This window comes from Mesorhizobium sp. WSM4850 (genome assembly GCF_055811735.1).
The window spans coordinates 443,244-458,917 of sequence record NZ_JBVVPV010000002.1; the positions used below are offsets into that span (position 1 = coordinate 443,244).

At 63.3% G+C, this 15,674-nt stretch carries 13 protein-coding genes; 3 read left to right on the forward strand and 10 right to left on the reverse strand.

From position 1 onward, the window contains the following. Positions 1-142: 142 nt before the first annotated feature. A complete protein-coding gene (locus AC0L2Z_RS05180) occupies positions 143-1,498 on the reverse strand; it encodes an ABC transporter substrate-binding protein (protein ID WP_473626937.1) in 1,356 nt (451 codons plus the stop codon). Between the two features lie 362 nt (positions 1,499-1,860). On the opposite strand from AC0L2Z_RS05180, the gene AC0L2Z_RS05185 reads away from it, so the two are divergent. The 3 genes from AC0L2Z_RS05185 (at position 1,861) to AC0L2Z_RS05195 (ending at position 4,435) form a co-directional block, all read left to right on the forward strand. Then, entirely contained in the window at positions 1,861-2,883 is a 1,023-nt protein-coding gene (locus AC0L2Z_RS05185; protein ID WP_473626939.1) for a substrate-binding domain-containing protein, read from the forward strand. A 351-nt stretch (positions 2,884-3,234) separates the two neighbouring features. Continuing rightward, the gene (locus AC0L2Z_RS05190; RefSeq protein WP_473626940.1) at positions 3,235-3,657 is read left to right on the forward strand and encodes a GFA family protein; all 423 of its coding nucleotides are present in this window, start codon (positions 3,235-3,237) and stop codon (positions 3,655-3,657) included. Between the two features lie 313 nt (positions 3,658-3,970). Further along, positions 3,971-4,435, forward strand: a complete 465-nt coding sequence (locus AC0L2Z_RS05195) for an imm11 family protein (RefSeq protein ID WP_473626942.1) — start codon at positions 3,971-3,973, stop codon at positions 4,433-4,435. A gap of 158 nt (positions 4,436-4,593) precedes the next feature. Here the strand turns inward: AC0L2Z_RS05195 and AC0L2Z_RS05200 are convergent, their stop codons facing one another. The 9 genes from AC0L2Z_RS05200 to AC0L2Z_RS05240 form a co-directional block, all read right to left on the reverse strand. Then, positions 4,594-6,072, reverse strand: a complete 1,479-nt coding sequence (locus AC0L2Z_RS05200; RefSeq protein WP_473626943.1) for a S8 family serine peptidase — start codon at positions 6,070-6,072, stop codon at positions 4,594-4,596. Continuing rightward, on the reverse strand, positions 6,062-6,727 hold the full coding sequence (locus AC0L2Z_RS05205; RefSeq protein ID WP_473626945.1) for an anti-sigma factor: 666 nt from the start codon (positions 6,725-6,727) through the stop codon (positions 6,062-6,064). The genes AC0L2Z_RS05200 and AC0L2Z_RS05205 overlap by 11 nt, the downstream gene beginning before the upstream one ends. Further along, positions 6,724-7,290, reverse strand: coding sequence for a sigma-70 family RNA polymerase sigma factor (locus AC0L2Z_RS05210; RefSeq protein ID WP_192355652.1), 567 nt, complete (start codon positions 7,288-7,290; stop codon positions 6,724-6,726). The genes AC0L2Z_RS05205 and AC0L2Z_RS05210 overlap by 4 nt, the downstream gene beginning before the upstream one ends. A gap of 325 nt (positions 7,291-7,615) precedes the next feature. Beyond that, complete coding sequence (locus tag AC0L2Z_RS05215) at positions 7,616-8,455, reverse strand: alkaline phosphatase family protein (protein WP_473507824.1); 840 nt, start codon at positions 8,453-8,455, stop codon at positions 7,616-7,618. A gap of 8 nt (positions 8,456-8,463) precedes the next feature. Continuing rightward, complete coding sequence (locus AC0L2Z_RS05220; RefSeq protein ID WP_473626947.1) at positions 8,464-10,116, reverse strand: ABC transporter ATP-binding protein; 1,653 nt, start codon at positions 10,114-10,116, stop codon at positions 8,464-8,466. After that, positions 10,116-10,940, reverse strand: coding sequence for an ABC transporter permease (locus AC0L2Z_RS05225; protein WP_128244537.1), 825 nt, complete (start codon positions 10,938-10,940; stop codon positions 10,116-10,118). Before AC0L2Z_RS05225 ends, AC0L2Z_RS05220 begins: the two co-directional genes overlap by 1 nt. A gap of 11 nt (positions 10,941-10,951) precedes the next feature. Beyond that, complete coding sequence (locus tag AC0L2Z_RS05230) at positions 10,952-11,911, reverse strand: ABC transporter permease (protein ID WP_023796836.1); 960 nt, start codon at positions 11,909-11,911, stop codon at positions 10,952-10,954. Between the two features lie 16 nt (positions 11,912-11,927). After that, positions 11,928-13,517: an ABC transporter substrate-binding protein gene (locus AC0L2Z_RS05235; protein WP_128171041.1), complete on the reverse strand. Its 1,590-nt coding sequence runs from the start codon at positions 13,515-13,517 to the stop codon at positions 11,928-11,930. Positions 13,518-13,673: 156 nt separating this feature from the next. Then, positions 13,674-15,659: a CocE/NonD family hydrolase gene (locus AC0L2Z_RS05240; RefSeq protein ID WP_473626949.1), complete on the reverse strand. Its 1,986-nt coding sequence runs from the start codon at positions 15,657-15,659 to the stop codon at positions 13,674-13,676. Between the last annotated feature and the right edge of the window lie 15 nt (positions 15,660-15,674).

Sequence of the window (15,674 nt, forward strand, 5' to 3'; positions counted from 1 at the left end):
GATGCAAGGCAGGGTTTTGCACTTGCTGGTCGCGCGTCATGCCGGAATGTGCTCATAAAAATTGCTGCTGTGCGGGCCGCCGGTCGGATCCGGGCCATCGAGGCCCGGATCCATGCAGGATCGGACGTTCAGCCGGGACCGCCTACTTGATCGCGTCCCAGCTCTTCTGGATGTCGGTGGCGACATCCTGGGCGGACTTGCCGCCGACGAGATCGATCATGCCGGTCCAGAAGGCGCCGGCGCCGATCTTGCCCGGCATCAGATCGGACCCGTCGAAGCGGAAGGTCGAGGCCTCGGCGAGGATTTCGCCCTGCTTCTTCAGCGCGTCGCTGGCATAGGCGTCCTTGTTGACCGACTTGAACGGCGTCACAAAGCCGCCCTGGGCCATCCAGATCTCATGGGCGAGCGGCATCTTCAGGAATTCGATGAACGCGCGGGCACTCTTGCTATCCTTGGTGATCATGGCAAGCGTGCCGGCGCCGAGCACCGGGGTGCCGAGGTCGGGCTTGGCAGCGTAAGGTGGGAAGTAGAAGAAGTCGGCGTCCTGGCCGATCTCGGTGCCTTCCGGGAAGAAGGTCGGGATGAACGACGCCTGGTGGTGCAAATAGCATTTCGGCGGCACCGAGAACAGGCCTTTCGGGCTGTCGCGAAAATCGGTCGCCGCCACCGCCTTGGCGCCGCCGTCGACCATCTTGTCGTCGGTCGCGATCTTGCCGAAAATGTCGATGGCGTTGACCACCGCGGGGTCGTTGAACGGAATCTCGTTCTTCACCCACTTGTCGTAGGTCTCGGGCGTCTGGGTGCGCAGCATGATGTCCTCGACCCAGTCGGTCGCCGGCCAGCCGGTGGCGCCGCCAGAACCGAGCCCGATGCACCATGGCGTGCCGCCGTCGGCGATGATCTGCTTTTCGAGCTCGGCGAGCTCTTCCTGCGTCTTCGGCACCTCGTAGTCGGCTTCCTCGAAATTGTCCGGCGAGTACCAGACCAGCGATTTCACGTCGGCCTTGTAGGGGAAGGCGAAAAAGCCCGGCTTGCCATCCTTGTCCTTGAAGGTGCCGAGATCGACCCATGACTCGCCGGCGCCGTAATTGTCCTTGATCCAGTTGGCGGTGTCGTCGCCGAGCGGCGTCAGCAGGCCCTTGGACGCCAGATCCTGGATCAGGCCCGGCTGCGGCAGCACGGCGATGTTGGGCGGGCTGCCGGCCTGCGTGTCGATGACGATCTGCTGTTCGTAATTTTCCGACGAGGAGTATTTGACCTCGGCGCCGGTGGCTTCCGAGAAATAGTCGAGAACGGTGCGGATGAGGCCCTCGTCCTCGCCGCGCCATGGCCCGAAGATCGACAGCGTCTCGCCCTTGAGGTCGACTTTCTTGAGCTCTTCGTAATTCGCCCAGTTGAAGCGGGGGTCTTCGCCCGGCTTGAACTTCAGTTCGGCTTGCGCCGGTGCGCCCAGGGCGAGCGCGACAAAGGCGGCGCTCAGCAGAAGCATTTTCCTCATTGGTATTCCCTCCCAGTGGTGACAGGCACCGGACGGAACCTCCATTCCGTCCGCCGACGCAGCAGGACTGTGACTCACTCGGAAAGGAACCGCAACCTTTCGAAGAGTCTTCCAAAGCGCTTTGGTCTTTGCAATCACGCCACTGAATTAATCAGAAGTCAAGAGGCTGGTAAACTAATCGATTTAATTCCACGACCGCAAGAGCAAACAAAGTGCGCTGCAGCACCATTTTGGGCGCTGCAATAGCAAATTTTGCTTCAAACCGGTTAGAAAGGGTGCTTATGATCGTCGCATCGGTAGCGCTCGCCGCCGTGGCGCGAGCGACCCATAGTTAAAGCGCTTTGAGGCTTGGAGGGCCTCCGGTGAACCTCAAACAGCTTTCCCATATGCTGGCGCTTTCGCAGACGACGGTAAGCCGCGCGCTGAACGGCTACCCGGAAGTCAACGAGGAAACGCGCCGGCGGGTGATCGACGCCGCCAAGCGCCACGGCTATCGCCCCAACCCGAGCGCGCGTCGGCTGGCTACCGGCAAGACCGGGATGATCGGTTATGTCTTGCCGACCGGGGCGGCCGTCGACATCGACCCACATTTCGTCGAATTCCTCTCCGGTCTCGGCGACTACGCCCGTTCGCACGAACTCGACCTGGTGCTGTCCCCCGCCGATACCGACGATCAGGAGACGACCTATCGGCGCATCGTCGCCAACCGGCAGGTCGACGCCGTCTACATCTCCTCGCCGAGGCCGGCCGACCGGCGGGTGGCGCTGGTCAGCACGCTCGGCATCCCCTTTATCGTCCATGGCCGCAGTGAAGGGCTCGATTTCGATTACCCTTTCACCGACATCGACAATGAGGGCGCCTTCCACGAGGCGGCACGGTTGCTCGTCCAACTCGGTCACCGGCGGCTGGCGCTGATCAACGGCGACGGCCGCGAGACCTTCGCCATTCACCGCGAGCGTGGTGTGCGCCGAGCGCTGGCGGCAAGCGGTCTGGCGCTTGGCGAAGGCGATGTCTGTTCCCTCGCCATGACCGAGGAGAACGGCTACCGCGCCGCCAGGCGCTTACTTGAGCAAAGCGATGCGCCGACCGCGATCGCCTGCTCCAGCCTGATCATGGCGCTCGGCGTCGTGCGAGCGGTGCGCGATCTCGGCCTGACCATTCCGGGCGACCTGTCGCTGATCGCCCATGACGACGTCTTCCCTTGGCTGAAGCCGGAGAATTTTTCGGTGCCGTTGTCGACGACGCGTTCGTCGATCCGTTTGGCCGGCGCTCGTATCGCCGAGCGGCTGGCGGCGCGGATTTCGGGGTTGGAGGAGGGCGCCCGCGGCGAAGTCTGGCCGGTCGACCTGGTCATCAGGGGATCGGTCGCCGGCGCACCTGGCTAAGGATCACTCGATCGACTGAGTTCGACCCTTTGGGACCTGCGCGGTCTTGCGGGAGTATGACAAGGTCGCTCGCGAATGCGCGCGACGGCGTCGATCTTCCCGCTATCTGCCTCGCCTGGTCGAACTGGAACTGATCGACCGCCATCGCCGTGTAGTCGAGAGACGCATCAGAAAGGCCCGGGAAATGCGCTGCGGTTGACAGCTTCCGTGAGCCGCATCATTGTTGGCGTTGCGCATCCCGATCCTCGATAGGGTCACGTCCTACGCGTTGCCTGTCTGCAACAGCGGTTCGAACTGCGCCTCACCCCTACACCGCAAAGTTGTTTCACCGAGAAAGACGGAGGATTCTTCATGGCCGATGCCCAATGCGTATGCGGCGCACTCAGACTTATGATGCGAGAGCCAACAAAATTGGTTGCCGCGTGTCATTGTTTAGCTTGCCAACGGCGAACCGGTACATCATTCAGCGTCAACGCGTTCTATGCGACTGATACCGTCGCGATTTCGGGAGCTGCAAGGGAGTTCATTCGCGTTGCCGATAGCGGCCGCAATGTACGCATGTATTTTTGCCCGACCTGTGGTTCGACAGTCTATTGGAAGCCTGATGCTCTGCCTACGATGATCGGCGTAGCCGTTGGCGCATTGGCCGATCCAAACTTCCCGGCCCCAACCGTGTCGATCTTCGAGCGATATCAACATCATTGGGTAACTCTTGCGGAAGAGGTCGAGCGCTTCCAGGCAAGTCTGATACAACAGTACTCGCCTGATATCTGACGCCCGCGGCGAAGCCTGGCCGGTCGATCTGGTGGTCAGGGGATCGGTCGCCGGCGCACCGGCCTAGTGGTCAAACTCAATCACTCTGAGCGACCGAGTTCGACCCGGTTGCGGACCTTCCGACGATTACCAGCAGTTGCTAACCTTGCTTGCCAGCAATTTCTAACTATTCCGAAATCGCCGGCGCCGACCAGGGCGCGGACTTCGGACGTCGCGGCGATCCAGTCGATGGTGCGATCGCCGGAAGGTGTTCCCGGCCGGGTTCGAATTCCATCCGGTCACGAATTCGGCGAGGCTGGAAGATGGAACGTGGGTGGACAAATCGGCCACCTACCAGGGCGTCCCGATCGATCCCACCCACCTGCCCACGAAGATAAAGGTGGGAGGGGGGAAGATCATGCCGGCGGACCTGATGATGCACAACTCCTTCTTCGTCAGTGGCAAATTCCGTGAGGTGGTCGAGAAACTGGAGCCCGGCCTGCATCAATTCGTTCCAGTCGAGCTGCTGTGGAAGGACGGCAGCCATGCCGCCTCCTATTTCTGGTTTTACCCATGCAACCGCATCGACGGCACGGATAGAGAGCAAACGACGCATGAGTTCCGCGAAAAGTCGGGACTCTGGATGAACAGACCCGGTGGTTCCTATGTCGTCAATCTGCAGCGGGTCCGCGGGCGCAACGTCTGGATCGACCCGCGCATGAGCGGGTTTGATCTTCCTTTCGTGTCAGAAACCTTCAAGCTGGCAATGTCAGAGGCCGGTATCAGAGGCATCGGCTAGCACGCGATGGAGACGACATAGCGCAAGGCCGCACTCCACCCATCTCGGTCATTTGCGGCAACCGGCTGATTGAGTTTTGACCCCAATATCTGTTGCCGAAAATTATGCAGCGGCTGGGAAAACGACGTGCATAAAAGCAGATGCTTCAAGCCCGAGACTTATTCTTTCGCCGCCTCGGCCGCCTTGGTATTGAGCAGGCCATAGCCGAAATCATTGTCTCGTCCCTTGGGGCCGAGATCCCTTGCCGTGGCGGCCAGCGCTTTCTCGACCCAGTCGGCGGAACGGTCGGGTGCGGTATGCAGCAGATTGGCGATCGCGCCGGTGACGATCGCTGCGGCAAACGAGGTGCCGGTGACGACATCCGAACCGGCGCCGCTCGGCGCCACCATCTCGACGCCGGGAGCGGAGAGGAAGACGTAGGCGCCGCGATTGGCCTGCTGCATCAGCCCGTCCTTGGCATCGGTGGCGGTCACCGCGATGACGCCGTCGAAGGCGGCCGGATAGCCGTAGGGCGCCTTCGGTCCGTTGTTGCCGGCGGCGGCGACCAGCACGATGCCCAAGGCGCGAGCATTGCGGCAGGCGACGCCGAGCAGGTCGTTCTTCGGGCCGACGAAGCTCATATTGATGATGCGGACGTCCTGCTCCGCCGCCCAGTCGAGCGCCGCAAGGATGACGTCCATCGTCGATTTGCCGCCCTCGAAGGCGCGGGCGTGGTAGATCCTGGCGCCCGGCGCCATGCCTTTGAGCGCGCCGACGCCGGCGATCAGGCCGTCGATCGAGGTGCCGTGATCGCGCGCCTCGATCGGCACGTCGGGCATGGCGTCGAACTGATCGGCGATGACGCCGGAGAGTGCTGGATTGGTGTCGTCGATGGCGGTGTCGACGACGGCAATGCGCACGTTCTCGCCGCTCGCCCCTTTCGCATCGAGCGCAATGCGCTCGAAGGCATAGTTGACGATGGTGGCTGCCTGCTGCAGCGAGTAGATATGGTTGGGCTCGCGCCGCAAAGCACGGCCGTCGGCGGCAAGCTGCGCCAGCACGACGCCGACCGGACGGCCATCGGGAATGCCGAAGCGCACCAGCGTGGAGCCGAGCAACTGAGACTGGCGCTGCGAGCGCACCTCGAGGCCAAAGGAGGCGGCGATCTGCTGGACGGCATCGCCCTCCACCGTCACCAGCACCTCGTCCGGCACGAAATCACCGACGATGGCGCGCGGCGGCTCGGCCGCGACGAGATCGCTGGGCGAAACGATCGGGCCGCCCGCCGCAGCGGCTTGTATTGCTGTCGCACCGGCAGGCGGGACCGGCGGCGGCAACGCACCGCTGGCCGGATCGCGGCGCGGATCGGGCGTCGGCAGCGGCGCTTGGCCGCCGCCGATCGGATTGGGGAACAGGTCGACGATCAGCGCGGGAAGAAGCACGGCATTTGTCGCGGCAAGACCTGCGCCGGGCCTTTCGCCGCTGCCATCCTTTGTGTCGCGCTTGATGCAGTCGGCCGCCGTCGCCCCTCGGTTGAGGCAATCGATTTCAGTCTGCGTAAGGTTCGGATCATTGGTCTGCGCCAAGGCCGGCACAGCGCCGATTATCATCGCCGCCACGAGCAGCGCCGCAAATCGGATGACCGCCCTAGCCGCCATCGACCGGTTTCCTTCCCTCGACCACAGCCTCCGCGAAAGGCTGGGCGGCAATCAGGCCGAGCACTTTTTCATAGTCGGCTGCGGTCGCGGCCGGGATGCCAAGACGGAAGACACCTTCGGCGGTTGGGCCGGCGGCAATCTTCAGCTGGTGCTCGCCAAGAAAAGCGACAATGTCGGCTATCTTCGCATCCGGCTTGAACGTGACCAGCGCGAACGGCATTTTCGCAAGATCGCCTTGCTGGCCGGCAATTTCGAAATCGCTGTCGATGCCGCCAGGCTGCTCAAACGACTGCACCACAACAAGCGCCAGCAGAGCCGCGGCCGCAGCCCAGGCAACGCCGGCGGGAACTGCCGTGAAGCGGCCCCACGCTTGCGCCAGCCAGGACGCCGCCGGCGCGCGCGCTGGACCGGCCTCGGCGTCGAGCGCCCGGGCGAAGCGGCTGAGCGCATCGGCCGGCGGACGGATCGCTTCATTGGATGCAGCGGTGCCGGAGAATTCGGCTTCGGCCTCGCCGAGTGCGGCAAGCGCTGCCGGGTCGGTCGCCAGCCATTCCTCGACGGCTTCGAGCTCTGCACCTTCCAGCGAGCCATTCAGATAGAACGGCAGCAGCGTTTCCATTTCATCGCGGCGCGACATCTTTTCAGCGGCGCTCATGGCCACCCCCTGTCGTAACCGGCGGCCTTGAGGGCCTCGCCGAGTTTCTTGCGGGCGTAGAACATTCTGGTCTTGACGGTGGCGACCGGGATACCGAGCACCTCGCCGATCTCGCTCACCGACTGTCCGTGGTAGTAGGCAAGGTCGATCACCGTTCGGTGTTCTTCCGGCAAGGCATCGACGAAGCGCCGCAACGCGGCGCCCTTGTCTTCCTTCATGGTGACGACTTCCGGCGTATCGGCGCCGTCGGCGATCTGGGCGGCGTCATCGTCGTCGATCCAGTCTTCCTTTTTCTTGCGCAACGACGACAGCGCCTTGAAGCGGGCGATGCCGAGCAGCCACGTCGAGACTTCCGAGCGCCCCTCGAAGCCGGGCGCCTGGCGCCAGAGTTCGAGAAACACCTCGTTGGCGATATCGTCGGCCATCATTTCCGATCCGGTCTGGCGCACCACGAAACGGTAGACCCGCGCGTGGTGGCGCATGAACAGGAGCCGCACGGCGGCGCGGTCGCCCTTCGCGACCCGGCCGACAAGCGCACGATCGGTTTCCGTCGCTGCCGTCATGGCCGATCGAGCCGCCTGGCTCCTGTCTGCTCTGTCGCTGATCGGCCCAAAAAGGTTCACCGCTTTCCGCCCAAATTCCCTGAAAGCTAGCCGAAGAGCGGCAGTGTTGCCAGAGGGAGGTTCTTCCCTTCTCCCCCTGTGGGAGAAGGTGGCCGAGCGAAGCTCGGTCGGATGAGGGGTGCTGGACGGATCGCTACACCGAAGAAATAAGCGCTTCAAATCCCTCAATATTTTCACGCCGAGTTTCTTCCAACACCCCTCATCCGTCTTGCCGCTTCGCGACAATCCACCTTCTCCCACAAGGGGGAGAAGGGAAGACGCGCGCTCAGTCGAGGAACGGCCTGGCCTTCATTGTCGCGGGCACCGGGACGCCGAGGCGCGCAAGCACCGTCGGCGCAAGCTGCAGCTGGTCTAGCAGCGTGTCGGCCTCCGGCCCGTTGCCCTGTCCGAAATAATACAGAGCAAAATCCTGCATCTCGTCGTCGTGGCCGCCATGATGGCCGCGATCGGTCTGGCCGTGATCGGCGGTCACGATGACCTCGTAGCCGGCTTTCCGCCAGCGCGGCAGGAAGGCGGCGAGCATGCCGTCCATCGCATAGACGGCATGGTCCATCTCATGGCAGTCATGGCCGAAGCGGTGGCCCATCGAGTCCAGCGTGCAGGTGTGCAGGATGCCGTAGTCGATGCCGTGGCGTCTGGTCAGCATGGTCAGCGTCGCGAACAGGTCGACGTCGCTCGGCGTCATCTGGTTGCGGGCATTGTAGCCGGTCATGGTGTGGAACCGGCCATGGGTGATCGGCCCGCCCGGCTCGTCGAACTCCATGTCCTCGACCAGATCGAACGGATAGGCCCGGAAGAATTCGGACCAGTAGGAATGGGTGACCGCACCTGTCTTGCCGCCGGCCCTGCTGACCTCGGAGAAGATATCCGGCTGCTCGACGCGGAAGCGGTTCTCGTTGGTCAAGATGCCATGCACCTGCGGCGCTACGCCAGTGTGGATCGAGGCATAGCAGCAGGCAGAGGTCGACGGCAGCACGGAACGCATCTTCCAGACGCGCGCTTCGCCCGATTGCACCCAGCCTTCGAGGTTGCCCATCAGCCGGCGCCAGTTGCGGTAAGGCACGCCGTCGAGGATGATCAGCAGAAGTTTTGTCTTCAGCGCCACCGGTGTGTCTAATTGCCCGCGCTGGCCATGCGCCGTCCCTTGATCGCCTTTTCCAGCCAGCCGATCTCCATTTCGGGGACTGAGGACAAGAGAAGGTCGGTATAGGCATCGAACGGCGGCGCCAGCACCTGGCTCTTGGCGCCATAGCGCACCACCTCGCCGCGATACATCACCGCGATCGAATCGGCGATCGACTTCACCGTCGCGAGGTCGTGGGTGATGAACAAATAGGCGACGTTTTCCTCCTTCTGCAGCTCGAGCAGCAGCTTCAGGATGCCGTTGGCGACCAGCGGGTCGAGCGCCGAGGTCACCTCGTCGCAGATGATCAGCTTCGGCTTGGCGGCAAGCGAACGGGCGATGCAGACACGCTGCTTCTGGCCGCCGGAAAGCTCGGCCGGGTAGCGGTCGATGAAACCCTTGCCCATCTCGATCTTGTCGAGCAGCTCGGCGACGCGCTTGTCGCGCTCGCGGCCGCGCAAACCAAAATAGAATTCGAGCGGCCGGCCGATGATGGTGCCGACGGTCTGGCGCGGGTTCATCGCCACGTCGGCCATCTGGTAGATCATCTGCAACTGGCGCAGATCCTCCTTGGGCCGATCGGCAAGCCGGTTGGCGAGCGGCCGCCCGTCGAAGGTGACGGTGCCTTGTTCGGGCGGCAGAAGGCCGGTGATGGCGCGCGCCAGCGTCGACTTGCCCGAGCCGGACTCGCCGACCACCGCCAGCGTCTGGCCAGGATAGATGTCGACCGAGACGTTCTTCAGCACCTTGATGTGGCTGCGGCCATAGGCGGCGGTGATGTTCTTGACCGACAGGAACGGCGTCGTGCCGGGCCTTTGCTCCTGGTGCTCGATCTCGTGCACTGACACCAGCGCATTGGTGTATTCCTGGCGCGGCTCCTTGATGATCTGGCGGGTGCCGCCCCATTCGACCAGCCGGCCATGGCGCAGCACCATGATCTCGTCCGAGACCTGGGCGACCACGGCAAGGTCATGAGTGATGTACAGCGCCGCGACATGCGTGTCGCGGATGGCGTCCTTGATCGCCGCCAGCACGTCGATCTGCGTCGTCACGTCGAGCGCCGTGGTCGGCTCGTCGAAGACGATCAGGTCGGGCTCGGAGCACAGCGCCATCGCAGTCATCACGCGCTGCAGCTGGCCGCCTGACACCTGGTGCGGAAACCGTTCGCCGATGCTTTCGGGGTTCGGCAGGCTGAGCTTCTTGAACAGCGCGATGGCGCGCTTTTCGGCCGCGGCCCGTGTCGCCGTGCCATGCAGCAGCGTCGCCTCGACGACCTGGTCCATCAGCCTGTGCGCCGGGTTGAAGGCGGCGGCAGCCGATTGCGCGACATAGCAGACCTCGCGGCCGCGCAGCTTGCGAAAGCCCTCCTTGCCGCCTTTGAGGATGTCGCGGCCGTTGAGGATGACTTCGCCGCCGGTGATCCGCACGCCGCCGCGGCCATAGCCCATCGACGCCAGGCCGATGGTCGACTTGCCGGCTCCAGACTCGCCGATCAGGCCGAGCACCTTGCCCTTCTCGAGCGACAGCGAGACGTCGTGGACCAGCACGATGTTCTTCGGCGCTTCGCCCGGCGGGAACACGGTGGCCTCGATGCGCAGATTGCGGATATCGAGCAGCACGGACTTTGCTCGCTGGTCAGCCATTACCCGCGCCCTCCCTTCAGGCTCGTCGTGCGGTTGAGCACCCAGTCGGCGACAAGGTTGACGGAAATCGCCAGCATGGCGATCGCCGCGGCAGGGATGAGCGCCGCCGCGATGCCGAAGACGATGCCGTCCTTGTTTTCCTTGACCATGCCGCCCCAGTCGGCGCTAGGCGGCTGCACGCCGAGGCCGAGAAAGGACAGCGTCGACAGGAACAGCACGGCATAGATGAAGCGCAGGCCGAGTTCCGAAACCAGCGGCGACAACGCATTGGGCAGGATCTCGCGGAAGATGATCCACACGCTGCCTTCGCCGCGCAGCTTGGCCGCCTCGACGAAATCCATGACGTTGATGTCGACGGCGACCGCCCGCGACAGGCGGTAGACACGGGTCGAGTCGAGAATGCCCATGACCAGGATCAGCGTCACCAGATTGGTTGGCAGCACGGAGAGCACGACGAGGCCCATGATCAGCGTCGGGATAGACATCAGGAGATCGACAAGGCGCGACATAAGCGTGTCGAACCAGCCGCCGAAAACCGCCGCCGAGAAGCCAAGGATGGCGCCGAGCGAGAAGGACAGCGCGGTGGCCAGCACCGCGATGAACAGCGTGACGCGGGCGCCGTAGATCATGCGCGAAAGAAGGTCGCGGCCGAGGTTGTCGGTGCCCAGCAAATGTGTCGCTGACATCGGTGCCCAGACGTCGCCGACGATCTCGCCATTGCCGTAAGGCGCGATCCAGGGCGCGAAGATCGCCGCCAGCACGAACAATGCCGTCAGCACCAGGCCGATCAGCGCAGGGATGGGGATGCGTTTTATGTCGAGCACAGCGCCGCCCCTCACTTCGGATGTCTGAGACGCGGATTGGCGACGATCGCCGCTATGTCCGCAATGATGTTCAGGCTGATATAAACCGCGGCGAAGATCAGGCCGACCGCCTGCACCACCGGTACGTCACGCTTGGTGACGTGGTCGACGAGATACTGCCCCATGCCCGGATAGACGAAGATCACTTCGACAACGACGACGCCGACGATCAGGTAGGCGAGGTTGAGCATGACGACGTTGATGATCGGCGCAATCGCATTGGGGAAGGCATGCCTGCGAATGACGGCGAATGCCGAAAGCCCCTTGAGCTCCGCCGTCTCGACATAAGCCGATTGCATGACATTGAGGATCGCGGCGCGCGTCATGCGCATCATGTGGGCGAGCACCACCAGCGTCAGTGCCGCCGCCGGCAGCATGATCGCCTGCATGCGCTCGCCGAACGGCATCCCATCATAGACCGTCGAGATGCCGGGGAAGATCTGGTATTTCACGGCAAAGAAATAGACGAGCACATAGCCGATGAAGAATTCGGGAAACGAGGTCGAGGCAAGCGCCAGTCCGGAGATCAGCTTGTCGACCCAGCCATTGCGGTAACGCACCGCAATCAGGCCGAGGATGATCGCCAGCGGCACGGCAACGACCGCCGCCCAGAAGGCGAGGAACAGCGTGTTCCACAACCGCCCCTTGATCGACGTCGCAATATCCTGCCCGCTGGACATGGCGGTGCCGAGATCACCGGTCACGACGCCGCCGAGCCAGCGGAAATAGCGGATAAAGGCCGGATCGTTGAGGCCGAGCTGCTCGCGCAAATTGGCAAGCGACTCCGGTGTCGCCGACTGTCCGAGGATGGCTTGCGCGACGTCGCCGGGCAGGATCTGGGTGCCGGCGAAGATCAGGACCGATACGGCCAACAGCAGGAGGATGCCCAGCGCAATGCGCTGGGCCACCAGTTTCACGATGGGTGAGGACATATCCGCAAGGCCGGGCTCAGGCTTCGAGCCAGCACTTTGCCAGAGCGTACCCGTTCATCAGCTCCTGATGCGGATCGTCGACCCAGCCGGCGACCTTGGCGCCCGTCGCGTCGATGAACTGGTTGAACATCGGCAGGATCAGGCCACCTTCGTCGCGGACGAGCATCGCCATGTCGCGATACATCGCCTTGCGCTTGGCTTCGTCGAGCTCGGCACGCGCCGCCAGCACCATCTTGTCGAACTCGGGACGCTTGAAACGCGTGTCGTTCCAGTCGGCCGTCGACAGGTACGCAGTCGAGTACATCTGGTCCTGCGTCGAGCGTCCGCCCCAGTAGGAGGCGCAGAAGGGCTGCTTGTTCCATACTTCCGACCAGTAGCCGTCGCCCGGCTCGCGCTTGATCTCCAGCGTGATGCCGGCCTTGGCCGCGCTTTGCTGGAACAGCTGCGCGGCATCGACGGCGCCGGGGAAGGCGACGTCCGATGTCCTGAGCAGGACGGCGCCGTCATGGCCCGACTTCTTGAAATGAAACTTGGCCTTGTCGGGATCGTATTTGCGCTGCTCGATGTCCTCGGAAAACAGCGGATAGGCCGAGTTGATCGGGAAGTCGTTGCCGAGCGAGCCATAGCCTCTGAGGATCTTGTCGAGCATCTCCTCGCGGTCGATCGCCAGCTTCAGCGCCATGCGCAAATCGTTGTTGTCGAACGGCGCCGTGTTGCAATGCATGATGAAGACGTAGTGGCCAGGACCCGCATGGTTGCGGATGGTGACGCCGGGCAGCCGCTTGATCAGGTCGACGATCTTCGGCTCGACGCGGTTGATCATGTTGACCTGGCCGCCCTGCAAGGCCGAAGTGCGCGCCGTGGCGTCGTTGATGACGATGATCTCGATCTGGTCGGCATGGCCCATCTTGTCGGCCTGCCAGTAATTGGCGAATCGCTCGCCGCCATGGCGCACGCCGGGCTCGTTGGTGGTGATCTTGTAGGGTCCGGCCGAGATGCCGGCGTCGGCCTTGTCCTTGCCGCCATTGGGCTGGATGATCAAATGGTAATCGCTAAGCAGATAGGGCAGGTCGGCATTGGCTTCTTTCAGCGTCAGCACGACTTCCTTGCCGCTGGCCTTGATGCTCTCGATGCCTTTCATGTAGCCGAGCGCGCCCGACTTCGACTTCTCGTCCGAATGGCGTTCGAGTGTGGCGGCGACGTCCTCGGCGGTTACCGTCTTGCCGTTATGGAATTCGACGCCGTCGCGAATCTTCAGCGTCCAGACCTTGGCGTCGTCAGACGAGCCGATCTCCTCGGCGATGCGGTTCTCGAGCGTGCCTTCCGGGGAAAGCTCGACGATCAGTTCGCCCCACATCTTGCCGAAGGCGAACGGCACCTGCGTCATGAACAGGGCCGGATCGAGGCTGTTGGTGGACTCGCCGCCGACCAGGCCGGCCTTCAACGTGCCGCCCTTGACCGGACCCGCGGCGCGCGCTGCACTTGAAAGCAGCGAGTTGGCGAAGGTCGCGGTGACGCCGAGCGCTGCCGCCCGGCCGAGAAAATCACGACGGCTCAGTTTGCCGGATGCGACGCGCAGGCTAAGAAATTCCAGTTCGTTTGACATGTTGAGTTCCTCACTCTGTTGGTTCGACCTTGTGGTCGTTTTTTATGGTTTCTTGTGAGGAGAATAATGACCGCAAGGGACCGCCGTAAGCAAGACCGAATGCGACATGCCGTGGCGTAAATCGTACGTCGCAATTGGACCAATCCGCATAAGCGCTCAAAGCAGATCGCGCGGGATTTTCTCTTCGAAATTACGCTCGAAAACCAGTTCCTCGCCTTCATAGGCTTCGATTCTGGCGCTAATAATGAAGTTTTGCGCATCGGACCGCATCTCGGCTGACGTTTCTGTGCGCACCGACCATCCATTTCGCGACAGCGTCTGCGTCCAGTGCGTCTTGCCCGACGCTGACAGCGGATTGTCAGGATGGATCGCCCATGTCTCGCGGGCGACGCTGCCATTGGCGAGGCCATGCTCCAGGTCGCGCACCTCGCCGAAATCGTCGACAATGGAAAGCGTGACGATTCCGGTCTTCTCGTCGCGATCAACATGACGCTCCGAATTGGCGGCACGGACCGTTTCGGTTGCCCAGGGCACGGCTGCCTCGGGCGTAGGGAACGTGACTTCGTCGCCTTGCGCCGGCGGACGCAGCGGCAGCTTCAGCGTAGCCGCCGAAAGGTCGAGCCGAACCGGTTCCGGCGATGGCCAGATCATCGGCCAGTAGGCGTTCGAAACGGCAATACGCAGGCGATGGCCTGATGGCACGCGATAGGCGCATTGGTCGAGCACCACCCGCGCCAAAACGGTCTCTTCCGGCACCAGCGCCTCGGGGAATTCATGCGAGTTGCGGTGCGTCAGGTTGAGCACGCCGTAGGAGATCAATTCGGATGCGCCGTCAGGATGCACGTCGCACAGCCGCACCGCGATGTTCGCCTGCGGTCGATCCGAGGCGACCTGGATCAAAACCTCCGGCGCGCCGACAATGTCGATCGCCTCGCCGAGCGGGGGCTGGTCGAAACACACCGACAGCGTATCGTCGGGGCGCTGGTCGCCGGGCAGTTCCGGCCCGAAGGTGAAGGGGAAATATTCGCCGCCGGCGAGGCCGCAGCTTTGTGGCGAAGCCACGATTGCAGGCCTGGCGCCTTCCGGGATCAGTTCGATGGCCTCAGCCTTGATGTTGGGCGATGGCCAGTCTGCTTCGGCAACCCAGCGGCCGGGCCGCTCGGGATGCCAACGCGCGGGGCGCACGCTGTCCATCACATAGGCGCGGTAGGCCGGGTCGGCCTCGACGCCGGTGTCGATGCCTTTCAACCACCGGTCCCACCAGCGCAAGGCCTCCTGCAGGAAGCCGATCGCTGGTTTCGGTGCGGCGTAATGCGGGTACTTGTGGATCCACGGGCCGACGATGCCCTTGACCGGCGCCTCGATATTGGCCGCGAGGTAGGAAATCGTATTGCGATAGCCGTCATGCCAGCCGCCGATCGACAGCACGGCGGCTTGGATGGCGGAATAGTCCTCGCAGATCGAACCGCGCTTCCAATAGGCGTCGCGGTGCTGGTGTCTCAGCCACAGCGGCGCCAGGAAGGGCTGGTTCTCCAGCCGGGTCAGCCATAGGTCGCGCCATCTGTTGTCGCCGGCCAGCAGCGGGTCCGGTGGCCGCGACGAATAGGACAGCATGGTCGAGGCCCAGCCGAAATTCTCGATCAGCAGGCAGCCGCCCTTGTAGTGGATGTCGTCGGCATAGCGGTCGACGGTCGAGCACAGGCTGATGACTGCCTTCAACGCCGGCGGCTGCTTGGCTGCAACCTGCAGGCAGTTGAAGCCGCCCCAGGAGATGCCCATCATGCCGACATTGCCGTTGCACCAGGGCTGGGCGGCCGCCCAGGCTATCACATCGCAGGCGTCCTGCAATTCCTGCTCGGAATATTCGTCGTCCATCAGCCCTTCGGAATCGCCATTGCCGCGCATGTCGACGCGGATCGATGCATAGCCATAGCCGGCGAAATAGGGATGCGTCAGCTGATCGCGAAAGATCGTGCCGTCGCGCTTGCGGTAGGGCAGGTGCTCGAGGATCGCCGGCACCGGATCGTCGGCGGCATCGGCCGGCATCCACACGCGCGCCGACAGCCGGCAGCCATCCGGCATGCCGATGCCCATGTCCGGAAACTCGACGACCTTGCGGGGAAATTCAGTGACGGTTTTCATGCGGGCGACTCCAGG

What these genes read in the sequence shown, in the direction of transcription:
- AC0L2Z_RS05220 (WP_473626947.1), bottom strand. Translation starts at nt 10,116, where the DNA reads ATGGCTGACCAGCGAGCAAAGTCCGTGCTGCTCGATATCCGCAATCTG.
- AC0L2Z_RS05190 (WP_473626940.1), top strand. Translation starts at nt 3,235, where the DNA reads ATGGCCGATGCCCAATGCGTATGCGGCGCACTCAGACTTATGATGCGA.
- AC0L2Z_RS05205 (WP_473626945.1), bottom strand. Translation starts at nt 6,727, where the DNA reads ATGAGCGCCGCTGAAAAGATGTCGCGCCGCGATGAAATGGAAACGCTG.
- AC0L2Z_RS05200 (WP_473626943.1), bottom strand. Translation starts at nt 6,072, where the DNA reads ATGGCGGCTAGGGCGGTCATCCGATTTGCGGCGCTGCTCGTGGCGGCG.
- AC0L2Z_RS05180 (WP_473626937.1), bottom strand. Translation starts at nt 1,498, where the DNA reads ATGAGGAAAATGCTTCTGCTGAGCGCCGCCTTTGTCGCGCTCGCCCTG.
- AC0L2Z_RS05240 (WP_473626949.1), bottom strand. Translation starts at nt 15,659, where the DNA reads ATGAAAACCGTCACTGAATTTCCCCGCAAGGTCGTCGAGTTTCCGGAC.
- AC0L2Z_RS05235 (WP_128171041.1), bottom strand. Translation starts at nt 13,517, where the DNA reads ATGTCAAACGAACTGGAATTTCTTAGCCTGCGCGTCGCATCCGGCAAA.
- AC0L2Z_RS05210 (WP_192355652.1), bottom strand. Translation starts at nt 7,290, where the DNA reads ATGACGGCAGCGACGGAAACCGATCGTGCGCTTGTCGGCCGGGTCGCG.
- AC0L2Z_RS05230 (WP_023796836.1), bottom strand. Translation starts at nt 11,911, where the DNA reads ATGTCCTCACCCATCGTGAAACTGGTGGCCCAGCGCATTGCGCTGGGC.